The organism is bacterium 336/3 (assembly GCA_001281695.1).
Taxonomy (GTDB): domain Bacteria; phylum Bacteroidota; class Bacteroidia; order Cytophagales; family Thermonemataceae; genus Raineya.
Genome location: LJIE01000001.1, coordinates 102,150 through 122,888, shown reverse-complemented (window position 1 = coordinate 122,888; position 20,739 = coordinate 102,150). Strand labels below are relative to the sequence as shown.

At 33.3% G+C, this 20,739-nt stretch carries 15 protein-coding genes and 1 pseudogene; 3 read left to right on the top strand and 13 right to left on the bottom strand.

Annotated elements, in window-relative coordinates; translation table 11 throughout:
• Nucleotides 1-32: 32 nt before the first annotated feature.
• The 9 genes from AD998_00495 to AD998_00455 form a co-directional block, all read right to left on the bottom strand.
• Nucleotides 33-2,438, bottom strand: coding sequence for a hypothetical protein (locus AD998_00495; GenBank protein ID KOY84826.1), 2,406 nt, complete (start codon nt 2,436-2,438; stop codon nt 33-35).
• Nucleotides 2,439-2,894: 456 nt separating this feature from the next.
• On the bottom strand, nt 2,895-3,830 hold the full coding sequence (locus AD998_00490) for a hypothetical protein (GenBank protein KOY84825.1): 936 nt from the start codon (nt 3,828-3,830) through the stop codon (nt 2,895-2,897).
• Nucleotides 3,827-4,105, bottom strand: a complete 279-nt coding sequence (locus AD998_00485; GenBank protein KOY84824.1) for a hypothetical protein — start codon at nt 4,103-4,105, stop codon at nt 3,827-3,829. The genes AD998_00490 and AD998_00485 overlap by 4 nt, the downstream gene beginning before the upstream one ends.
• A 15-nt stretch (nt 4,106-4,120) precedes the next feature.
• Nucleotides 4,121-5,053, bottom strand: coding sequence for an ABC transporter ATP-binding protein (locus AD998_00480; GenBank protein KOY84823.1), 933 nt, complete (start codon nt 5,051-5,053; stop codon nt 4,121-4,123).
• A gap of 27 nt (nt 5,054-5,080) precedes the next feature.
• Complete coding sequence (locus tag AD998_00475) at nt 5,081-5,791, bottom strand: hypothetical protein (protein KOY87993.1); 711 nt, start codon at nt 5,789-5,791, stop codon at nt 5,081-5,083.
• 88 nt (nt 5,792-5,879) lie between these two features.
• On the bottom strand, nt 5,880-7,586 hold the full coding sequence (locus AD998_00470) for a hypothetical protein (GenBank protein ID KOY84822.1): 1,707 nt from the start codon (nt 7,584-7,586) through the stop codon (nt 5,880-5,882).
• A 65-nt stretch (nt 7,587-7,651) separates the two neighbouring features.
• Nucleotides 7,652-8,569, bottom strand: a complete 918-nt coding sequence (locus AD998_00465) for a hypothetical protein (protein KOY84821.1) — start codon at nt 8,567-8,569, stop codon at nt 7,652-7,654.
• Nucleotides 8,570-8,919: 350 nt separating this feature from the next.
• Nucleotides 8,920-9,771 (bottom strand): hypothetical protein, encoded by an 852-nt coding sequence (locus AD998_00460; GenBank protein ID KOY84820.1) that lies wholly within the window; start codon nt 9,769-9,771, stop codon nt 8,920-8,922.
• A 122-nt stretch (nt 9,772-9,893) separates the two neighbouring features.
• On the bottom strand, nt 9,894-10,805 hold the full coding sequence (locus AD998_00455; protein KOY84819.1) for a hypothetical protein: 912 nt from the start codon (nt 10,803-10,805) through the stop codon (nt 9,894-9,896).
• On the opposite strand from AD998_00455, the gene AD998_00450 reads away from it, so the two are divergent.
• Nucleotides 10,746-11,849: a hypothetical protein gene (locus tag AD998_00450; GenBank protein KOY84818.1), complete on the top strand. Its 1,104-nt coding sequence runs from the start codon at nt 10,746-10,748 to the stop codon at nt 11,847-11,849. The genes AD998_00455 and AD998_00450 overlap by 60 nt on opposite strands.
• Here AD998_00450 and AD998_00445 read toward each other — a convergent pair whose 3' ends face one another.
• The 4 genes and pseudogenes from AD998_00445 to AD998_00430 all read right to left on the bottom strand — a co-directional run bounded on the left by AD998_00445 (nt 11,850) and on the right by AD998_00430 (nt 16,608).
• Nucleotides 11,850-12,116, bottom strand: a complete 267-nt coding sequence (locus AD998_00445) for a hypothetical protein (GenBank protein ID KOY84817.1) — start codon at nt 12,114-12,116, stop codon at nt 11,850-11,852.
• Nucleotides 12,117-12,129: 13 nt separating this feature from the next.
• Nucleotides 12,130-12,960: pseudogene (locus AD998_00440) on the bottom strand (hypothetical protein).
• A 1,116-nt stretch (nt 12,961-14,076) separates the two neighbouring features.
• The gene (locus AD998_00435) at nt 14,077-14,982 is read right to left on the bottom strand and encodes a serine dehydratase (protein KOY84816.1); all 906 of its coding nucleotides are present in this window, start codon (nt 14,980-14,982) and stop codon (nt 14,077-14,079) included.
• 24 nt (nt 14,983-15,006) lie between these two features.
• Nucleotides 15,007-16,608: a nucleotide pyrophosphatase gene (locus AD998_00430; GenBank protein ID KOY87992.1), complete on the bottom strand. Its 1,602-nt coding sequence runs from the start codon at nt 16,606-16,608 to the stop codon at nt 15,007-15,009.
• A gap of 176 nt (nt 16,609-16,784) precedes the next feature.
• Between AD998_00430 and AD998_00425 the strand changes: the two genes are divergently transcribed.
• The gene (locus tag AD998_00425) at nt 16,785-19,382 is read left to right on the top strand and encodes a hypothetical protein (protein ID KOY84815.1); all 2,598 of its coding nucleotides are present in this window, start codon (nt 16,785-16,787) and stop codon (nt 19,380-19,382) included.
• 122 nt (nt 19,383-19,504) lie between these two features.
• Nucleotides 19,505-20,692: an N-acyl-L-amino acid amidohydrolase gene (locus tag AD998_00420; protein ID KOY87991.1), complete on the top strand. Its 1,188-nt coding sequence runs from the start codon at nt 19,505-19,507 to the stop codon at nt 20,690-20,692.
• Nucleotides 20,693-20,739: the final 47 nt, after the last annotated feature.

Here is a 20,739-nt window from a genome sequence, read left to right as displayed (position 1 = left end):
CCTATAAAATAGTTTTGTGTTGAAAAATAATCTTAAAATTTCAAGCCAACATTAACTAAGAAATTCGTTCCAGCCTGTGGATAATAGTAATTTTCCCAAGTTCTCTGACCATTTAAAAAGTAGCTAAAGGTATATCCATTAGGTTCATATTCTTCATTGAAAATATTATTCACAAGAAGGCTAATTTGCAAAGCTTTTAAGCCTTTGGTGGGTTTGTAAGTATAAGATAGACGAACATCATTAACAAAAAATGCTTGCAAACTTCTTTCTTCATTTTGAGTATTGTCTAAATATTGTTTTCCTACATATTTAGAAAGAAATGTTAATTCTAAGCTTTCATCTCCTAAAGGTTTAAAAATAAATTGATTAGCTCCTATAAAACGAGGTGAAAAAGCCAAATCGGGGTTTTTATAAGTATTCTGGATTTGCCCTCCATTGTCATAGTCATCTACAAATTCTGTAAATTCATTAATTTTATTTTGGCTAAAAGTAGCATTGGCTTGCCATGTAAAATGTTGAGAAACAGCCCAATTTCCTTCTAACTCAATTCCTAAACGTCTGCTACTGGGTACGTTGGTACGAATATAAGCTCCTACATCATTCACTTTGCCTGTTAAAATTAGCTCATTCTGATATTGCATCAAAAAGCCATTTACCTTGAAATTTGCTGTTTTGTGAGTTACTTGATAACCTAATTCTAAATTATTCAAGCGTTCTGCTTTGGGGCGACTTATGGGTGTAGATTCCACAAAATCATTTCTATTAGGCTCTCTATGAGCAATGCCCCAAAGAGCATACAATCTGTGTTGCTTGCCTCCAAAAGAATAATCTACGCCAGCTTTAGGGTTAAAGAAATTAAACTCCGCATTTTGTTGGGTGCTTTGCAAATTTTGGTCAAAACCTAAGAAATTATACCCTACCATTCTGTATTGTAAATCGCCAAAGGCAGAAATCTGCCCATTCTCAAGCACAAATTCTTTAGAAATTTTTACAAACTGGTTTAAATCTGTTTTGAAAGCATCATTATCATAATAACGCTGACGAATATTCTGATTGACAGCAATTTCAGACCAAATGATTTCTCCAAAATGTTTGCCTTCATATTTATTCCAACCACCACCATAAATAAGATTCCATGTGTTTTTATCATAATTTAATGAATACACAGTTCCATAATAATGGTTATCCAACCAACGTCTTCTGATGATATTACTTTCTGAAATGGTACTATCTCCAATTGTTACATCAGGTAAACCATATTTAGAAAAGGCATCTTTTTCCTTAAATTCTTCATAATATCCAAATCCACGAACATAAAACACAGATACATTTGCAGACAGATTATCATTAATTCTATGGTCTAAAATACCCTGATAATGATTTTGATTGTAGTTATCAACCTGATTATCATAAGTATATGGATTGTAAGTTCTGTTTTCTTTCAATATATCTTCTCTTACCCCAAACCAAGCCTGATAAGTACGTTCTTTGCCTTGCATCAGATTAAGGCGTAAGTTTGTTTTTTTACCATAATATCCACCTGAAAGGTATACTCCTTGTAAATCTGAAGATGCTCTATCAATAAAACCATCAGATTTAATTTTAGAAACTCTTGCATCTACCACAAATTTATTATCCATCAAGCCAGTAGAGGCTTGTATGGTGTGTTTCCAAGTATTGAAAGAACCCCAAGAATTATTGATTTCTGCCGAGGGCTTTTCTTGTGGTCTTGAAAAAGTTTGGATATTGAGACTTGCTCCAAAAGCTCCTGCCCCATTGGTGGATGTCCCGACACCTCTTTGCAAAGAAATATTTTGAGCCGAAGAAGCCAAATCGGGTGTATTTACCCAAAAAACTCCTTGAGATTCAGCATCATTGAGAGGAATACCATTGATAGTTGTATTGATACGTGTTTGGTCTGAACCTCTCACACGAATACCCGTATAACCCACACCTGCCCCAGCATCAGAATTGACCACCACAGAAGGTGTAAAATTAAGCAAGAAAGGTAAATCCTGCCCTAAATTTTGTTTGGCAATATCAGATTTTGAGAGTTCTGAGCGGGTCAGTTCTGTGATATAAGGAATACCAATTACCTCTACTCCACAATAAGTAGTTACAACCCCTCCTATTTCTTCATCTGAGGTTAGGATGATTACAAGAAACTTCTGATTTTTTTTTATAATAACCTCTTTTTCTTTAAAAGTAGGAGAGTTTACTGTAATAATAGAGCTATCTTTTAGATTGTTTATAGTAAATTCTCCATCTGCATCTGAAATAGTCCCCAGCTTTTTATTTTCTTTTAAATAGATAGTAGCACCAATAATAGGTTCTCCATTTTTGTCCACAATTCTCCCAGAAATAGTAAAAGTTTCTTGTGCCATGCTATACAATGGCAACAGCAAGCCTATGAATAGACTTAAAATTAGTTTTTTCATGTTGTATTTTAAATTATGAATGAAACACCGGAGCTTCAAGGGGGTAGCTCCACCTTTGATGTATTCACCTTGTACTCCCTTCGTCAGCATTACCTGCATCAGGTTCGTAGGGTATAATCTCAGCCTGTTATGTTAGGCACCCCTGTTAAATTTCTTGCAAAGGTAGTGTTAGTTTTAGGTAACTACCAAAGAAAATTTCGGTAAGTTTAAGATTTTATTGTTAATTGCTTGATAAACAGGTTTTTGATTTATGCTAATCTTGATGAAAATGCTACTTTTTTGACATTATTAACTTACTTGAATATATATTCTTTTTGTCTTGATACAAAAAGAATAAAAAAAATCAAGACGCTCCAATGCTTCCACGCACAAGTCTTCGCTCACCTCGCTGGAGCGTCAAACCCACGCTTTTAGAGTATTTTTATTAATCCAATCAACTTATATTTGTTTTTTGGATTAATTTACTTGTTTGAGATGATGAATAATCTTATGAGCCAGCGTTTCGCTTATTTTTTTGTAAGATTCTACTGTCCAGCCTGCTACATGAGGGCTTAAAATTACATTGGGAAAAGAAATAAGGGTGTTAAAAATGGCTTCTTGCTCTTGGGTTAGCGTATTTAGCTTTTCATTTTCTAAAACATCCAAACCAGCACCCAGAATTTTACCAGTTTTTAAACCAGAGCAAACAGTTTCTAAATCAACTACTTCACCTCTTGAGGAGTTTATCAGCCAAATAGGTTTTTGGAATTTCTCTAAAAATTCTTTGTTAAACATTTTTCGACTTGTTTCATCCAAAGACACATGAAACGAAATAATATCTGCTTTAGCCCAAATTTCTTCTAAAGAGCTTTCTTTGGCAAAATTATTTCCATAAAAAGGCTTTCTATCGTAAGCAAGGATAGTTGTATCAAAACCCATTAGCCGTTTAGCAAATTCTTTTCCTGTATTGCCATAACCAATAATGCCAACAGTTTTACCTTTAAGTTCTGTGCCTCTATTGGTTTCTCTGAGCCAAATTTTTTGACGTACTTCTTCGTTTGCAGTGGGAATTTTATTGAGAATCCCCAAAAGTAAAGCCATACAATGTTCTGCAACAGCATCTCTGTTGCCTTCAGGGGCATTGATGAGTGTGATATTTCGTTTTAGAGCTTCTTCTACATCAATATTATCCATACCAGAGCCAGCTCTCCCAACTACTTGGAGCTGAGAGGCTTTTTCTATGAAAACTCTATCAATTTGAATTTTGCTTCTTACAATTATGCCTGTATATTCTGGGATAGTCTCAAAAACAGTATCTTTTTGAATATCAGGTTGGTATGAAAAAGGTATGTTGTTTTGCTCAAAAGACTCAAGCAAATAAGGATGTAAATCGTCTATAATTAAAAACTTCATTTGATTATAAAGCACTCACCTAAAATTTTATCTTCAGCAGTTTTGTCTATAGCACTTGGATTTTCATAGTTTATTTCGGCCTTTCCTGCCATACAAGCACAAAGCTTATTCATATCTGTACCATCAGCTTTCATGGCATCATCTTTACTGTATTTATCTACACAGTTTTTTACGTATTTTTCTTTGTCTTTTGCTTCCCAAGCTCCTTTTTTACTGTTAGAGCCACAAGCAGCCAAAAGAATGGTGCAGAATGTAAAATAGAATATTTTTTTCATGAATTATTAAGATTTTTAAGCCTTAGCTTCTGCCTCCTGAGGCAAACCACCCACCAATTTAATGAAAATATCGTTCATTGTGGGTATATTTTCTTGGAAAATATGAATTTCTACCTGATTGATTAAATGAGCCAATAAATCGTTGGATTTAATAGGTGCATCCAAGCCTATCAAAGCATCTCTTGTGCCATCCTCATGCTCATGATGATTGATGATATTCATACCTTGAGGCAAAGTTTGTAAGTTGCCACTATAAGAAATTTTATAGGTATTGCTTTTGTATTGATTCTTTATTTCTTTGGTTTTGCCGTCTAAAATTTTCTTGGAACGATCAATAAGGGCAATATGATCACAAAGTTCTTCTACGGATTCCATTCGGTGTGTAGAAAATAAAATAGTAATGCCTTTCTTTTTCAGTTCAAGAATTTCATTTTTGATAATTTCTGCATTTACAGGATCAAAGCCAGAAAAAGGCTCATCTAATATCAAAAATTTGGGTTCATGTAGTACAGTTGCTACAAACTGAACTTTTTGTTGCATTCCTTTAGATAGGTCTTCAATATTTTTTTCTGCCCAACCTTTCATATCTAAACGTTCTACCCAATATAAGATTCTCTTTCGGGCTTCTTGAGCACTCAAACCTTTAAGTTGAGCTAAATAAATAAGTTGTTCACCAACTTTCATTTTTTTATACAAACCACGTTCTTCGGGAAGGTATCCCATTTGGTTTACATGCTCAGGTGTTAATTTTTGTCCATCAAAATACACTTCGCCCATATCTAAGCTGATGATTTGGGTAATAGTTCGGATAAGGGTGGTTTTTCCTGCTCCATTTGGTCCCAATAAACCAAAAATTTTATTGCTTGGAACATCCAAACTTACATTGTCTAAAGCTTTATGGTTTGCATATTGTTTGCTTACATTTCTAACACTCAGAATAGAACTCATAGCGTATGATGATTGGTTTTGTGTGTATTATTTACAAATAGTTGTTTTTAACTCTTTAGCTTCTGTATTTCCCAGTTTTTCGGCTTCTTCTAAGTTTTTACATGCATCTTCGGGCTTGTTCATACGAATAAGTACTTGTCCTAAATTTAAGTAAGCTTCTGAATATTTTTTATCTAACTCAAGAGCTTTTCTGAAATTTGTTTCAGCTTCCTTCAAAGATGCATCATCTCCTTTTTCAAAACAAACATTTCCTAAATTATAAAAAGCTTTTTTATCTTTTGGATTAAGAACGCAAGCCTGCCTAAAATCTTGTATGGCTTGTCCTAAATTATTAAGGTTATATTGTAAAACTCCTCTATTGAGATATAAATCAGCAGTTTTAGGGGATAGCTTGATAGCCTCATTATAATCTTTAAGAGCTTCAGGCATTTGCTTAAGTGTTTTTTTGAGTTCTGCTCTATTGAAATAAGGTTTATAATTATTTGGAGTAAGTTCAATAGCCTGAGAGTAGTCTAGCATGGCATCATTGTACTTGCCAAGTTCAAAAAGAGCTACACCACGAGCATTAAAGGCTTCGGCATTTTTTGAATCTTTTTCAATAGCTTTGTTTAAAAACTGGATAGCCTCTTCGGGGCGTTGTTCTTTCATTAGGTTTCTACCTTTTTCTAAAAGCTCTTCGGAAGAATTTCCACAAGAAAATAAAATGCTGAAAGTGAGATATACTATGATTTTTTTCATGATTGAGTACAAAAAATACAAATGTAAAGCAAAAAAATACCTTTGCCAAATAACTGACAAAGGTATCATTTTGTTGTTTTATAGAAAATTAGTTAGGCTTTTTTGTAGTACCACCTGTTTTAGGTGTTTGTTTTGGTGTATTGTTTGTTGTTGGAATAGCTTGTAATTTTAACATATCTTCTGCATACTTTACATAATCAGTTTTACTGGTTTTAGTATCCAAAATCTTCTGTGCATATTCTTTTGCTTTAGGCAAATCTTTTTTGCCAATGAAATAATTTCCATAATATCTGTAAACTTTTGCTCTGTTATCTTTCAATCTATTTGCCATTTTTTCTTTGTCTTTGGCTTCTGCAATGAGTTTGTCTGTTATTTCAAGATATTTATCGTAATATTCTTTGGCTTCAGCTTTTTCAGCAGCATCTTTTGCGTTTTTGGCAACTTTATTATCACCTCTAAAAAGGTATGCATTTGCTTCTTCAGGAGCAATAGCAATAGCTTTTGCTAAACCTTCATCAGCTTTGTCATATTCTTTAGAGAATGTACGGTAGTAACCAGCATACAACTGATAAGTATATTTTTTCTTAGTCCCTTTGTATTTACTTACAATTTCATCATAAGTATCAGCTACTTCTTTATATTTTGATTGATTACTCAAAGTATCAGCAATACGCTCAATATAAGCTACACTTTTTTCATTATCTTGTTCTTTATCAGAAGCTTTGCGTAAATTAGAAAATGCATCATCTTGGTTTTTTAATCCAAAGGCAATGTTTGCATAACACTCATAATCACCAGCAAAAGTAGCTTTAGGATTAGAAGCCATGAATTTATCTAAGTTAGCTTTAGCTTCTTGGTTCATACCATTTTTTTGTTGAGCATAAGCCAACCAACGATAATATTCTGGGTATTTTACTTTTCCTTCTAAAGCTTTTAGTTCAGAAAGAGATTTTTCGTATTTTTTAGTTTGATATAAAAATACTGCATAACGATAACGAACTTCCTCACTACGCTCCGAACGCTCCATATAACGCTCATAATACACAATAGCACTATCCAATTTATCAGCTTTTTGATATAATTCACCAATTTTACGATAAATAGGGGTATAGCTTGGGTCAAGACGCATAGATTCTTTGTATTCTTTCAATACATCAGTATAATCAGGATTGGGTACTAACAAACGTAATTCAGCTTGTTTTGCAGAGGGCTTACCACTCTTGCCAGCACTTCTATTAATTGCAAAGCTATAGTTTTTAGAAGCTTCTTTTCCATTTTCAGCTTTTTGAGTAGCTACATAAGCGTCTGCAAGAGCTGTATAAGTATCTGGAGTTGCATCTTTTAATTTAATAGCCATTTCCAAAATACGAACAGCCTCATTAGCATCTTTACTGCCTTCATGAGCAATATAAGATTCCCCTATTCTGTATAAAATGTCATGGTTTTTGTTTTTCGATTTGCTCATAGCATCATCAAATAAGGCTTTTGCACCTGCTTTATCACCTTGCATCAATTTTACTTCGCCCAAACCAACTTGGTTCAAAAGATTCTTTTTGTCTGATGCCAAACCTTTTTCAAAATTTGCTTTCGCAAGCTCTGCATTTTCTCTTTTAGCATAAAAATATCCTAAATAGTAATAATTTTCGGCTGTAGGCTTGCTCTTTACCAAATCCTCAAAAGTTTTCTGAGCAGAACTATATTGTTCCATATCCATAGACTTTAGCCCTTGCTGGATATTCTGTGCTTGTGCTACTACACCCACAAACATCAAAATAGATAAAATTTGTTTTCTCATTTTTTTAATCAATTAATAATCGTTTAAGTCTAAATAAAGTTATATAAGAAATTTTTGTTTGGTATTTATTTTTTCAAGATTTCGATTTCTCTCGCTGGAATTTTTGCGGGTAAAATACCTGATTTTAGTATAATTCTTTGTCCAATTTCCTGATTGATATAACTCGCAAATGCAAATGCCAAACCCATTCTTCCATTTTTTACCAAACTATAACATTCTCTTTTAAATGGATAAGTATTCTCTAGCAATGAAACTTGTGAGGGCTGTATATTGGCAATGGCTACAACTTTTACAGAAGACTTGAGTTTCTCAGTTTCTATATCACTGTTACTGAGCCAACCATATCCAACCAAGCCTATGCTATTTTTATCTTTACTTACTTTTTCGATAACCGTTTTATTCGACTTGGCAGCATAAATCTTTAATTTGGAAATATCACTAACTTCTAATTTGGTAGAAGTATAGTTGTAATTGCTGGAGTTTGCATTATCCAAAATAATAGAAATTTCAGCATCGGCATTGCCCGCTTTCACATCTTTCCAGTTTTTTATTTTTCCTGAAAACAAATCTTTAAGTTGCTCAATAGTCCAAGTAGTATCAGTAGATTCAGGATGTACTACTATTGCAACACCATCATAAGCTTGTACCCAAGAACGAACAACTGTTTTTTGCCTTTCAATCTCTTTTTTCTCTTGGCTGTTCAAATCTCTGCCCACAATGACAGCATCTATACTATCACGAAGCATGAGCTGAATAGCTTTGTCTTCAGGTAAAACTACAATATTGATTTTTGTCTTGTCATATTCATTTTCAAAAACTTTTGCTTCTTGTTGAATAATAGGTAAAAAAGCTTCATCTACAGCCACCGTAATGCTTCCACTAGTCGGTGTATCGTACTTTTTTGTCTCATAATTATTTTCTGTATTGGAATTACAAGCATATAAAGCTAAAAAGAAACAAATTGCAGCTAATCTATAAATCATAGTTTGTGTTTTGAAAGCGTAAACATATAAAAAAATAACTAAAAATTTAGCGTTTTTGGGTTTCTCTTCTCCAAGTTTTGTATAAGCTATAAACACGTGTTAAACGAATAATACCATATCCAATCGTTGCCCAACCTAATAAAGTTGCTAAATCGGGTTTTTCAAAAAAATTATGAAATACAATGAGTAATACCCCAACCATTAGGAATATTACTACCATAAACGTGCCAAATATTAAGTTTACTTTTTCGTGTAATTGCATAGATTATTTTGGGAATTGTTCACAATAATACAAAAAATAAAAGCCCTATCAAATTGCATAGGGCTTTTTGAAAAAATTATGAGTAAAATTATTGATTGAGAGCAAATTTGATAGGAATGGTTTTTCTGACACGAACAGACTTGCCTTTTGCATCTTTACCTGATGCCCAACGCTTCGTGATTTTCTCTAAAGCTCTTACAGATTCTTCATCACAACCATCTCCAATACCTTTCAAAACGCTGATATTAGAAATACTACCATCTTTTTCAACTACAAATTGTAAATGTACAGTTCCTTCTGTGCCTTTTTTACGAGCTAAAGATGGATAAACAATTTGTTTCTGTAATTGCTTTCTAAACTCATTGATACCACCCTCAAAAGCTGCATCTTGAGCTAACATAAAAGGTTCTTTTACTTCATTATCTTCTTTCTCTGTACCTGTCCCTTCCATTAGTTTACCTTTTACATCTGTGATGGTTTCTTCAGGTTTATTAACAGCTCCATCACCATCTTGTTTTTTATTGGATATAGCAGTATTTTTATCTTCTAATTCTTCATTTGTTGTGAGCTTCTTGTCAATTTTGTGGTCTTTAATTTCAATTACTTGAAATACTTCTTGATTTACAGGTGGTTGTTGAATAGGAGGGATAACAATTGTAGTAACCTTCGGTTTTTCAATCTCAGGCTCTTTAGGAAGAATGTCAATGGGAGTAGTGGTAGGCTCAATAGAAGTATCAATTTGTTTAACTACTTCTTCCTTAGGTAAAAAAGCCCTCTTAATAATCGGTGCTGCAAAAAGGGTTGCACTACTAAACACCACTACCAAAAGCGTGGTACTTAGATTTTTAGAATACTTTTTACGAAGCTCGTATGCTCCATACTGTTGGTTACGCCCCTCAAACCCCACATGAGGTTGGTAGCAGAAATCTTGTAAGTTCATAGGTTTTCAAAAATTTTATAGCGGATAGTATAAGAGTTTATAATGCTTAGCTGGGAGCATTATAAAGGAAATAATGAACTTTACAAAAACGGTGCCAACTTTTGCAACACTGATGCAGTTTGTTATTTACAGTATTGAGTTAAGTATTCAGAAACCTCTGTACTACCCAATTCCTGTGCTTTTTTCCAATTTTTACAAGCTTCTTGGGTGTTAGAAGTTTTAAGAAGAGCCCACGCTTTTTCTGAATATATTTGTGGATCGTAGTTTTTTAGTTTAAGAGCTTCATCAAAGTCTAAAATAGCTTCTTTGAATTTTTTTAAATCATTGTAAATCATGCCTCTTAATAAGAAACCATCAGCATCTTTCTTTAGAGAAATATATGTATTGAGGTGTTCTAATGCTTTTTTAGGATGCTTTTCACTTTCGAGTAATGCTAAATTGTAATAAGCTGAGGGATAACTCGAATTGGCAGAAATGGCTTGTAGATAACTATCTTGAGCCATTTGTGTGTATTTTTTGTCTTTCTCGTTTTCAGCAAGTTTTGTATATAATACGCCTAAAGCTGTATAAGTTCGGGCATCTTTTTTATCTAATTCAATGGCTTTTTTAAAGTCGGAGAGTGCTTGTGTATTTTTAGAGAGCCAATAATAAGCCACGCCTCTATTGTAATAGGCATCTTTATATTGTTTATCCAATTCAATAGCTTTTGTATAAGCATCAATGGCTTTATCGTATTCAGAGAAAGCATAATGAGCAAGCCCCATTGTTATATAAGCTTCAGAAATATTGTATTTCAGTTCTATAACTTGTTTGGAGAGTGCAATACATTCTTGTATTTGATTTTTGTCGAGAGCTTCTTTGGCTTTTTGTAAAAGTTCTTTAGCATTTTGAGCATTTATACTAAAAATGAAACATGCAAAATAAATTGCAAGTACCCACACTTTTTTCTTAATTTTGAGCATAGAAATCAAGTTATGAAAATCAAATATATTGTATGTATAGCTATTATAATAGCATTTTGTAACAAAACTCATGCCCAGAAACCTTTTGATATAGGTGTTTTACAAGATTATGGATTTGTTATCAAGCATTCAGTAAAAATAGGGCACTTACAAACACGTCCACTTGCTACAACACTGTACTTTAATAAATATCATTTAGGAAATGAAACTTGGATGAAAAAATTTAATCATCCTAAAACTTCATTTGCTCTTACATATTTCGATTTTCGTAATGATGTAATAGGCAAAACCATAGCCCTTACAAGCAATTTTTTGTTCCCATTATATAAAAAAAAGAAAAGTAATGCAGAACTAAAAATAGGAACAGGTTTAGTGTATTCTACAAATCCATTTGATATTCAAAATAATTTTACAAATAATGTACTCAGTAATAGATGGAGTTATGTGATGCAAATGGGTTGGTTTTGGAATTATATGATAGATAAAAATTGGCAATTAAAAACAGCTTTACAACTCACACATTATTCTAATGGAGCTTACAAGCTTCCAAATGCAGGTATAAACATTGTTACTACTAGTATTGGAGCATCTTATACTTTTCACCCTGAAAAAATAATATATACTCCAGCAACCAATACAATATTTTCAAGAAAGTGGCATTTGCAAACAGCTTTAGCAGGTAGTCTGATAGAGGCGGAAGTAAATCAGCCATATAAACATCAGGTAATCAATGTTGGAATATATGTAGGTAAGGATTTAAGCCAAACACATCGTTTGCTTGGTGGTGTGGATATTTCTTGGAATGATGGAATTAAATATCAAATAGAAAAAAAGTATGCTGATAGTTCTTCCAGACCTGATTATAGGCGTATGAGCATAGTAATAGGAGATGAAATTAGTTTTGGAAAAATGTCATTCAATATTCAGCTTGGCATATATGTATATAAACAGTTTACTGCTATTGCTGATATGCCATTCTATCAACGTTATGGACTCAAATACTATTGGCATAAAAATGTTTGGACAGGTTTATTTTTGAAATCTCATGCGGCCACTGCTGAGTCTGCGGAGTTTACAATAGGAGGGAGTTTTTTTAAAAGAAAGAAACAAAAATAATTACTCAAACCAAAGCATTCTTGATTCTTCATATTCAAGAAGGTTTGCAATTTCCTGAAAGTCATGCTGAATAGCTAAATCATAAGCTTTTAACCCAGATTTATCTTGAATCTGTAATAAAAGTAGCCGAGAACAAGACATACCTACACCAGATTCACTAAAAATAATACTTCTCACCAATTTCATATCATTAGCTTCTACTGCATAGAATAAACTTGTTCTTCCAAGAGAGTCTAATATAAAATTGTCTTTGTTTGTTTTTATCATTGATAAGTGATAATTACAAATTCTCTGTTTTCATGAGTGTAAAAGAAAAACAACTACCTTCATTCTCTTTACTTTCAACCCAAATATCACCACCATTTTTCTTGATAAACTCTTTACACAATAAAAGTCCAAGCCCTGTACCTTTTTCATTATCTGTACCTGTAGTACTTTTTACAGTATCCATTTTAAATAATTTATCTCTCACTTCTGGAGGCATTCCTACACCATTATCTCTAACATCTATTTGTACAAATTTCTCTTTGTTAAAGGCTTTTATACAAACTTCTCCATTTCTATTAGTGAATTTTAAGGCATTGGTAATAAGGTTTCTAAGAACAAATTTTACATGATCTCCATCTGCAAACGCATAAAGTTGAGGTTCTATATCTGTTTTCAAAAGAATTTCTTTTTTATCAAAGAGAATAGTCGATAATTCTAAATCATCTTTGATAATTTGATTAATGGAAACATTTTCGGGCTTAAAATCAACTTTATTCATCTGACTTCTTGCCCAAGTAAGCAAATCTTCAATGAGTTGTAAAACATTTTGTAAAGATTTGTTCAAGTCATTAGAGATTTTTTTGACTTCAGTGGTTGTCATTGCATCTGCATAATTGGAGAGCAGGTTGGTAAAACCAAGAAGAGAATTGATAGGGCTGCGTAAATCATGAGCAATAATAGAAAAAAAACGGTCTTTACTCTGATTTACTTCTTCGAGTTGTTCTTTTTGTTTCTGAATTTGCTCAAGAGCATTGCTTATTTCTTTGTTTTTCTGCTCAATATAATCTCTCTGAGCTTCTATTTCTGCTTTCTGCTGATTAATTTCTTCATTTTTGAGTGTAAGCACTTTGTTTGCTTTATCTCGAATTTTATAACGATAGTACAAAATCCCAAAAATGATAAGTAAGAATAAAAAAACTGCAATAGATGTAATAATAGAAATAGTAAAAAGGTTTTTTCTCTTTTCTTCTTCTACAATTTGTTTAATAGTATTTTTATCTTGCAAGCCATACTCTTTTTTGAAAATTTTGAGTTCATCCCCACCAGATAAATCCCATAGGAGAGCTAAGTTTTCATTACCAATGTGCTTACGAAGGATATCTTGTTTTAAAGTTTTAAAGTAAGAGCTTTTAAAAAAGGTATTGATTGGGTCTTGCCAATCATGATTTTTGGGTAAAATAAAGGCATAACCATCTCTAATATTTTTGAAAATAAATTGCCTTTTGATTCGATATCCTTTTTCATAATATTTCAAATAGATAGGAAAATCCATATAACCAATAGAGTTAGGTGTGTTATGAATAATCTCTACTAAATCATCAGTTCCTTCAATATATTTAACTGTAAAGTCATTTTTTGTATCTAATTTTAAAGCTTTTAAATCCAAATCATAGGTGCTTCCTCTTGCAGTAAAGCCTACTAGAGGAGTTTTATAATTGCTAAAATCTTCTTTATTTACAAAAATAGGAACATTTGCATGAGAAATGAGAACAGAAATATCAGGCATATATGAAGCTGTGAAATCCACAGCTCTTTTTCGATCTTCTGTAATAGAAATGGCAGATGCCCCAAAATAGCATCCTGATTTACTACGAATTATGGGCTCTACTTCTGAAAATAAAGAAACTTCTCGCCAACGAACACGAATTTTGACTTTATATTTTTTTTCTAAAAATGAGAAAAACTCACGTAATAAGTCTACTTCTATACCTTTTAAAACGCCATTTTTATCTTGATAAATGAAAGGTTCTAAACCTGTCCATACAACTTCTACATCACCTTCTTTTTTAGCCAAAATATCACTCCAGCTCTGAGAAACTTTATAGTTTTGAGCAAGAATGTTTGAAGCAAATAAAAAAGTAACAAAAAAAGATAGAAATAGCCTATAAAACAGCATTCAGGTGTTGATTATTTAACCAATATTAATAATATTTTATTTTTTTACAAAAAATAATGAATGTTATTGTGGAGTTTCGTCAGGTAAAATTTCAATATCTTGAATTAGAACCTTTTGAGCTATTTTTTTTCCAGTAAGGGTGGCAGCTAATCCTCCAAGAGCGGTTTCTTTGTAACGAGCTTCCATACTTTGTCCAATTTCGCCCATAGCCTGTACACATTCATCTACGGGGATAACAGAATCCATATCTGCTAAAGCAATTTGAGCTGATGAATAAGCAATGGCTACACCACTTGCATTTCTAACTATACATGGAACTTCAACCAAACCTGCAACAGGATCACAAACTAAGCCCAAAGTACACTGAATAGTAATAGCTACGGCATTAAAAACTTGATTTATTGTGCCACCAAGGCAATATACGATAGCTCCAGCCCCCATCGCTGCTGCTGAGCCTGTTTCTGCTTGACAACCACCAACTGCTCCAGCAATACCAGCATTTCGTTCTATAATTAGGGCAATACCTGCTGCAACGAGCAAACCTTCCATGATTTTTTCATTGGATAAATTGTGTAACTCTTGTAGAGTAAATAAAATGCCTGGTAAAATCCCTGAAGCACCTGCCGTAGGAGCTGCTACAATACGCCCCATGCAAGAATTTACCTCTTTGGCAGCAATGGCTCTGCTAATAAGTTTTTGGAATTCAGGTGATAAAACTGCAATGGGGAAGTTAAAAACCTTCTTTGCTCCATTGTTTACCATTCCTGAGCGTGAGGTCATGTCTTCTGTAAGCCCCGTTTGGATAGCATTACACATTACTTGATAAGCATTTTGCATATGTTGCCATATCTCTGCTTCTGTTCTACCTTTTTGTTCTTGTTCATATTCTAAAACAGGTTTATACAATGGTATAGTATTTTCTATACAATATTGTTTCCAGCCTTTAAAATCATCAAATAATATAGACATAATAAGCGTTGCTTAAAAATAAAATTATTTCTTTTCTAATATTTCTACAATTGGATTACCGATACAGCCATTGGGCTCTAAAATATGAAGTAAAGATGCTAATGTAGCTGCAATATCTGCAATATGTGTTTTTTTATATGTTTCTCCTTTATTAATGCCCCAACCATACCACAATAATGGTACGTGAGTATCATAGGCATAAGGTGTACCATGAGAAGTACCTCCTTTCTCAAAACCTTCTACCCAATTGGGCTTAAGAATTACTAGAATATCTCCACTTCTTTTGGGATGATAGATATTTTTCACCAAAGAGGCGTAATAATTAGGTAAAGTATTATCAATTTCATTATCCCAAAGATTTACAGTTGTATAAACTTCCTTTTGAGATAGAAAAACATACCGAACTTCATCATAAATTTGTTTTATGGTAATATTTTTTTGTCTTAAAAGCTCATGATTTAAATAAAGCTGTTCATTTTCTATATATTTAACCCAGTTGCCTTCTCCAAACTTCTTTTTTAAAGCATCGTTAATAAGTATTAAATGATAGCCTCTTGGATTATTTCCTGCGGGTATTTTATACTTCTTAGAAAAAGCTGGAATATCAGCTACACCATGATCAGCTGTTAAGAAAACCAAGTAGTTGCCTTTTCCTAACTCTTTATCAAAGGTTTCCAACATATCTGCAATTTCTAAATCCAAGCGTAAATACATATCTTGTGTTTCTATAGAAAATGGACCAAAAGCATGTCCTCCAATATCAGGAGATGAGAAGCTTACACACAAAAAATCAGTAAAATTCCCTTTTCCTAAACCCTCTTTTCTAAAAGCTTCTAGAGCAAACTCTTTTGTAAAAGTATTACCAAAAGGTGTATGTCCTAGTGTGTTGAAGGAGTTAATTTTATGAGGAAATGTAGGATTCGTCTCACCTGTAAGAGGTCTTTCATAAGATTGATTATCTGTTTCAGATGCTTTATAAGTTTCTATCTGCTTGAGTGTTTGCCAAGTGGTATTTACAAGTTGTTTAGCTCTGCCAGAATTATTGAAAGATTCTACCCAAGAAGGAAGTTTCTGAGTGTAAAATGAACTTGTAATCCATTTGCCAGTTTCCCATTCGTACCAATAAGCTCCATTAGCTGTGTGTCCTGCGGGTAGAATTGCTCCTCTATCTTTCATAGCTACTCCAATCACTTTTGACTGAAAATTATTTGAAAGCCTGAGTTGGTCAGTAATAGTTGAAGTAAGCATGTTACGAGGTGACATCTGTCCTGCTTTTGCAGTAGTACCTACACTAGTTACAGTAGTATCTTCTGCCACGTACATCATTTTACCTGAAAGTTCGTACCACTCATTGCCTACAATACCGTTGATTGCAGGAATAGACCCAGTATAAATAGCAGCATGTCCAGGACCTGTATAGGTTGTAGCATAATGATAGTTGTTATTATGGCAAGTAAAACCTTCTTTCATGAGCCTTTTAAAGCCTCTATCTGAATAATCATCATAATATCTGTACAGAAAATCATAACGCATTTGGTCAATGACAATACCTACAACCAATTTAGGTTTTGAAACTTGGGCTACTACATTAAAAAATGCAAGAAAAAATAAAAAAAATAGAGTAATAAACTTTTTCATTAGAAATTTAAATTTTGTACGAAAATATAACTTTTTTGAGAAACAATATGAATAAATGTAATAAAAATATCTATTTTTGTATGAAAGTAAACTTATAGTTTAGTAAAAAATATCTAAATAAATCCATTAAATAGTTATTTAAATCGCAAAAATTAAGAATACTTATGAAAAAAAATATACAATTATTATTATGGTGTATGGCTATACCTATGTTTATGATAGCTCAGTCATTACCAAATCGTTATAAAACAGAGTTATTTACCAATGCACAACTTACAATCACTAATAATGTAACTTTTAGCACAAATATTCCACATGTAGAAACAACAAGTTTGTTTGGACTTCAAACAGCCAATGAGGATTCTTATGGAAATGTGACAGTAAATCTCCAAATGAATATTTATCAGCCCAATAGCACTTCTGACACACTAACTAAACGACCAGTAGTGATATTTTGTTTTGGTGGTGGTTTTGTAACAGGCAGTAAAACTGAAGCCAGTATGATACAATTGTGTCAGGCTTTTGCAAGAAGAGGTTTTGTTACAGCAACTATAGATTATCGCTTAGGAATGAATATTACAAATGATGAATTGGCAAAAAGAGCTGTTTATAGAGGTTTACAAGATGGACGTTCGGCTGTACGGTTTTTTAGAAATAATGCAAATACCTATAAGATAGATCCTAACCAAATATATATAGCAGGACATAGTGCAGGTGGGTTTGTGGCATTGCATAATATTTATTTGGATAAAGATTCTGAAAGACCAGCCTCAACTCGCAACTATTTAGGAAGACCAGATTTAGGCAGTTTGGATGCAATAGGAGATAACAAAATAGATGCAAATGGAAATGCAGTAAGTGGGAAAGCAAATGCTGCTATGGGTTTTGCTGGGGCATTGGGAGATGTTAATTATATTGAAGGTTCAGGTGATATGGCTGGGGTATATTTTCATAGTTCAGATGATAATGTAATACCTTACACTTCTGGAGAGCCTTTTGGAGATTTTAGTTGGATTCCAGGGATTAACTTGCCAACCGTTTATGGTGGAAGTCTTCTAAATACAAGAGCTGGAAATGTAAATGCTCCAAAAACATTTTATCCATATACCAATCGTGGGCATGGTGTGCATTTTGATGGCTCTAATTTATATACAGATATAGCTCCAAGAGGAAGTGACTTTTTTTATGATTTTCGTTTAAAACCACTTGCAACTATCTTAAATGGAAATGCAACTGTTTGCAGTAACGACCTTACTCAAACTTATATGCTGAATCTCAATTCAGATTTTTATTTTGATTGGCAAGTAGTGGGTGGCACAATCAATACATCCAATTATGCTTATAAAAACTCTATTTCAGTTACTTGGAATGCAAGTGCCCCTACTCGTACAATTACTTGCACACCTTACAGTCGTCAGTTAGCAAGAGCTGGTTCGGCAATTTCTAAAACTATTATAATTAATCAAATTCCTAATATTGGCACTGCAATTGCCGATAAACTTTATCAAATTTCAGATGGTAGCCCAACTATTAATTTGGTGGGAGCATTCACTGACCCTGAAGGACAAACGATGACTTATACAGCTTCTACAAGTATATCAGGGATTGTAAACCCTTCTGTTTTAGGAAATATTCTAACCCTTAATATTATTGGAGCAGGAACAACCAATGTTACTGTAGAGGCTACAGATTTGGCAGGCTGTAAAAGAAGCCAGTCTTTTCAGATAGTTATCAATCGCCCTCCAGTAGTAGTTCAAGGTATTAGTAATCAAACTCTTATTTATGCGGAAAATCCCTTTGTAATAAATGATTTAGCAGCACTTTTCACAGATCCTGATGGAAATGCAATGACTTACGCCCTTGATGCAAACCCTGTGGGAGTAGTTGTGATGGATAGAACGGGAAATCAGGTTTCTTTCAATCCAAGTGATATAAATACAACAATTATTACCATTACTGCCAATGATGGGAGAGGAGGAAATACAAGCACTAACTTTACAATTACAGTAAACAAAGGGAATCAGGTTATTACATTTAACCCTATCACAACCAAATTTGTAGATGAAACCTCTGTAACTTTAATAGCAAGTTCCAATAGAAATTTACCCATTACTTTTAGCCTTGTTTCAGGAAATGCTACACTTTCTGGAAACACCTTGAATTTTAATCAAAATGGTACAATTACAGTAAGAGCTTCTCAAACAGGGAATTACTATTTTAACCCTGCAATTTCTGTTGAGCAGACCTTTTCTGTGATTAAAAGAGACCAAACTATTAATTTTGAACAAATTGAAGATAAAATCATCACAGAAGGCAATTTTGATTTACAAGCAACATCTACCAGTGAACTTCCTGTTACATTCGAATTGGTTTCTGGTAATGCAACACTTTCAGGAGAGAATGTAACTTTAAATGCTTTGGGTTTTGTAACTATCAAAGCAAGTCAAGCAGGTAACAATATTTACAATCCTGCTACGCCCATAGAACGTACTTTTTATATAGCTCCCAAAGATTTACAATTACAAATTAGCCCAAATCCTTTTAGAGATAAAGTTGAATTGACTCTACAAGGAAGGTATTTGGGAAGTGTAGAAATTATGATTTATGATGCCATAGGCAGAGTAGTTTTGAAAAACACATTTGAGAAAAATACTTTGCTTTGGAAAAAAGAATATATTTTGAATGGAGAAGCAAAGGATATGTATATTTTTAAAGTGATAACACAAGAAAAAGAATTTACACAAAAGATTGTAAAGCAGTAAAATGTAAAGAAGCCCTTGAATATTCAAGGGCTTCTTTTTTGTGAAAACTTTTCTAAAAAGAATCATGTTGTTATAGAAAAAAACTAAATTTGAAACTCTATTCAATTTTGAAAGTTTTATTCATGATACAACAACAAATCAAAGCTCTATCTAAAGAATATTTTGAAGAAATCAGGGCAAATAGAAGACACTTACACGCTCATCCTGAGCTATCTTATCAAGAATTTGAAACAGCCAAATTTATAGCCTCAAAACTAACAGAATATCAAATAGATTTTCAGTCGGGTATTGCAGGAACAGGGCTTGTAGCTCATATCAAAGGCAAAAATCCAGAATCGAAAACCATAGCCCTCAGAGCAGATATAGATGCTTTGCCCATTGTAGAGCAAAATAATGTTTCTTACAAATCTAAAAATGAAGGAGTAATGCATGCTTGTGGACATGATGTTCATACAGCATCATTACTTGGAGCTTGTAAAATTTTACAAAATTTAAAAGACACTTTTGAAGGAACAGTTCGTTGTATTTTTCAGCTTGGAGAAGAAAAAGTCCCTGGTGGGGCTTCTTTAATGATAAAAGAAGGAGTTTTAGAGAATCCTAAACCGAAAAGCATTTTAGGACAGCATGTGATGCCCCTTTTGCCTGTAGGAAAAGTAGGGTTTCGAGAAGGTATGTATATGGCTAGTGCTGATGAGTTGTATATCAGAGTAATCGGAAAAGGAGGGCATGGTGCTATGCCTGAAAACTGTATTGACCCCGTTTTGATAACTTCGCATATTATTGTGGCTTTACAGCAAGTAGTTAGCAGAAGTGCCTCGCCTAAAATTCCTTCTGTGCTTTCATTTGGGAAAGTTATAGCCAATGGAGCAACCAATATTATTCCTAATGAAGTATATATTGAAGGTACTTTTCGTACATTAGACGAAAAATGGAGAGGTGAAGCTCATCAAAAAATGGTAAAAATAGCAGAAGGAATTGCAGAAGCAATGGGAGGACGTTGTGAATTTGAAGTAAGAAGAGGCTACCCTTTTTTGAAAAACAATCCAGAACTTACACAAAAAGCAAAACAAGGAGCTATTGAATATCTTGGAGAAGAAAATGTAGTAGATTTGGATATTTGGATGGCTGCTGAGGATTTTGCATACTATTCGCAAATTACAGATGCCTGTTTTTATAGATTAGGTACTCGAAATGAAGCAAAAGGAATCATTTCAGGAGTACATACACCTACTTTCGATATTGATGAAGATGCTCTTGAAATAGGAGCAGGGCTGATGGCTTGGTTGGCTTATAAGGAAATTTCAGGATAGACAAGGTATTATATACCAGATACAAGACATTTAAAGTGCTGTTTTGT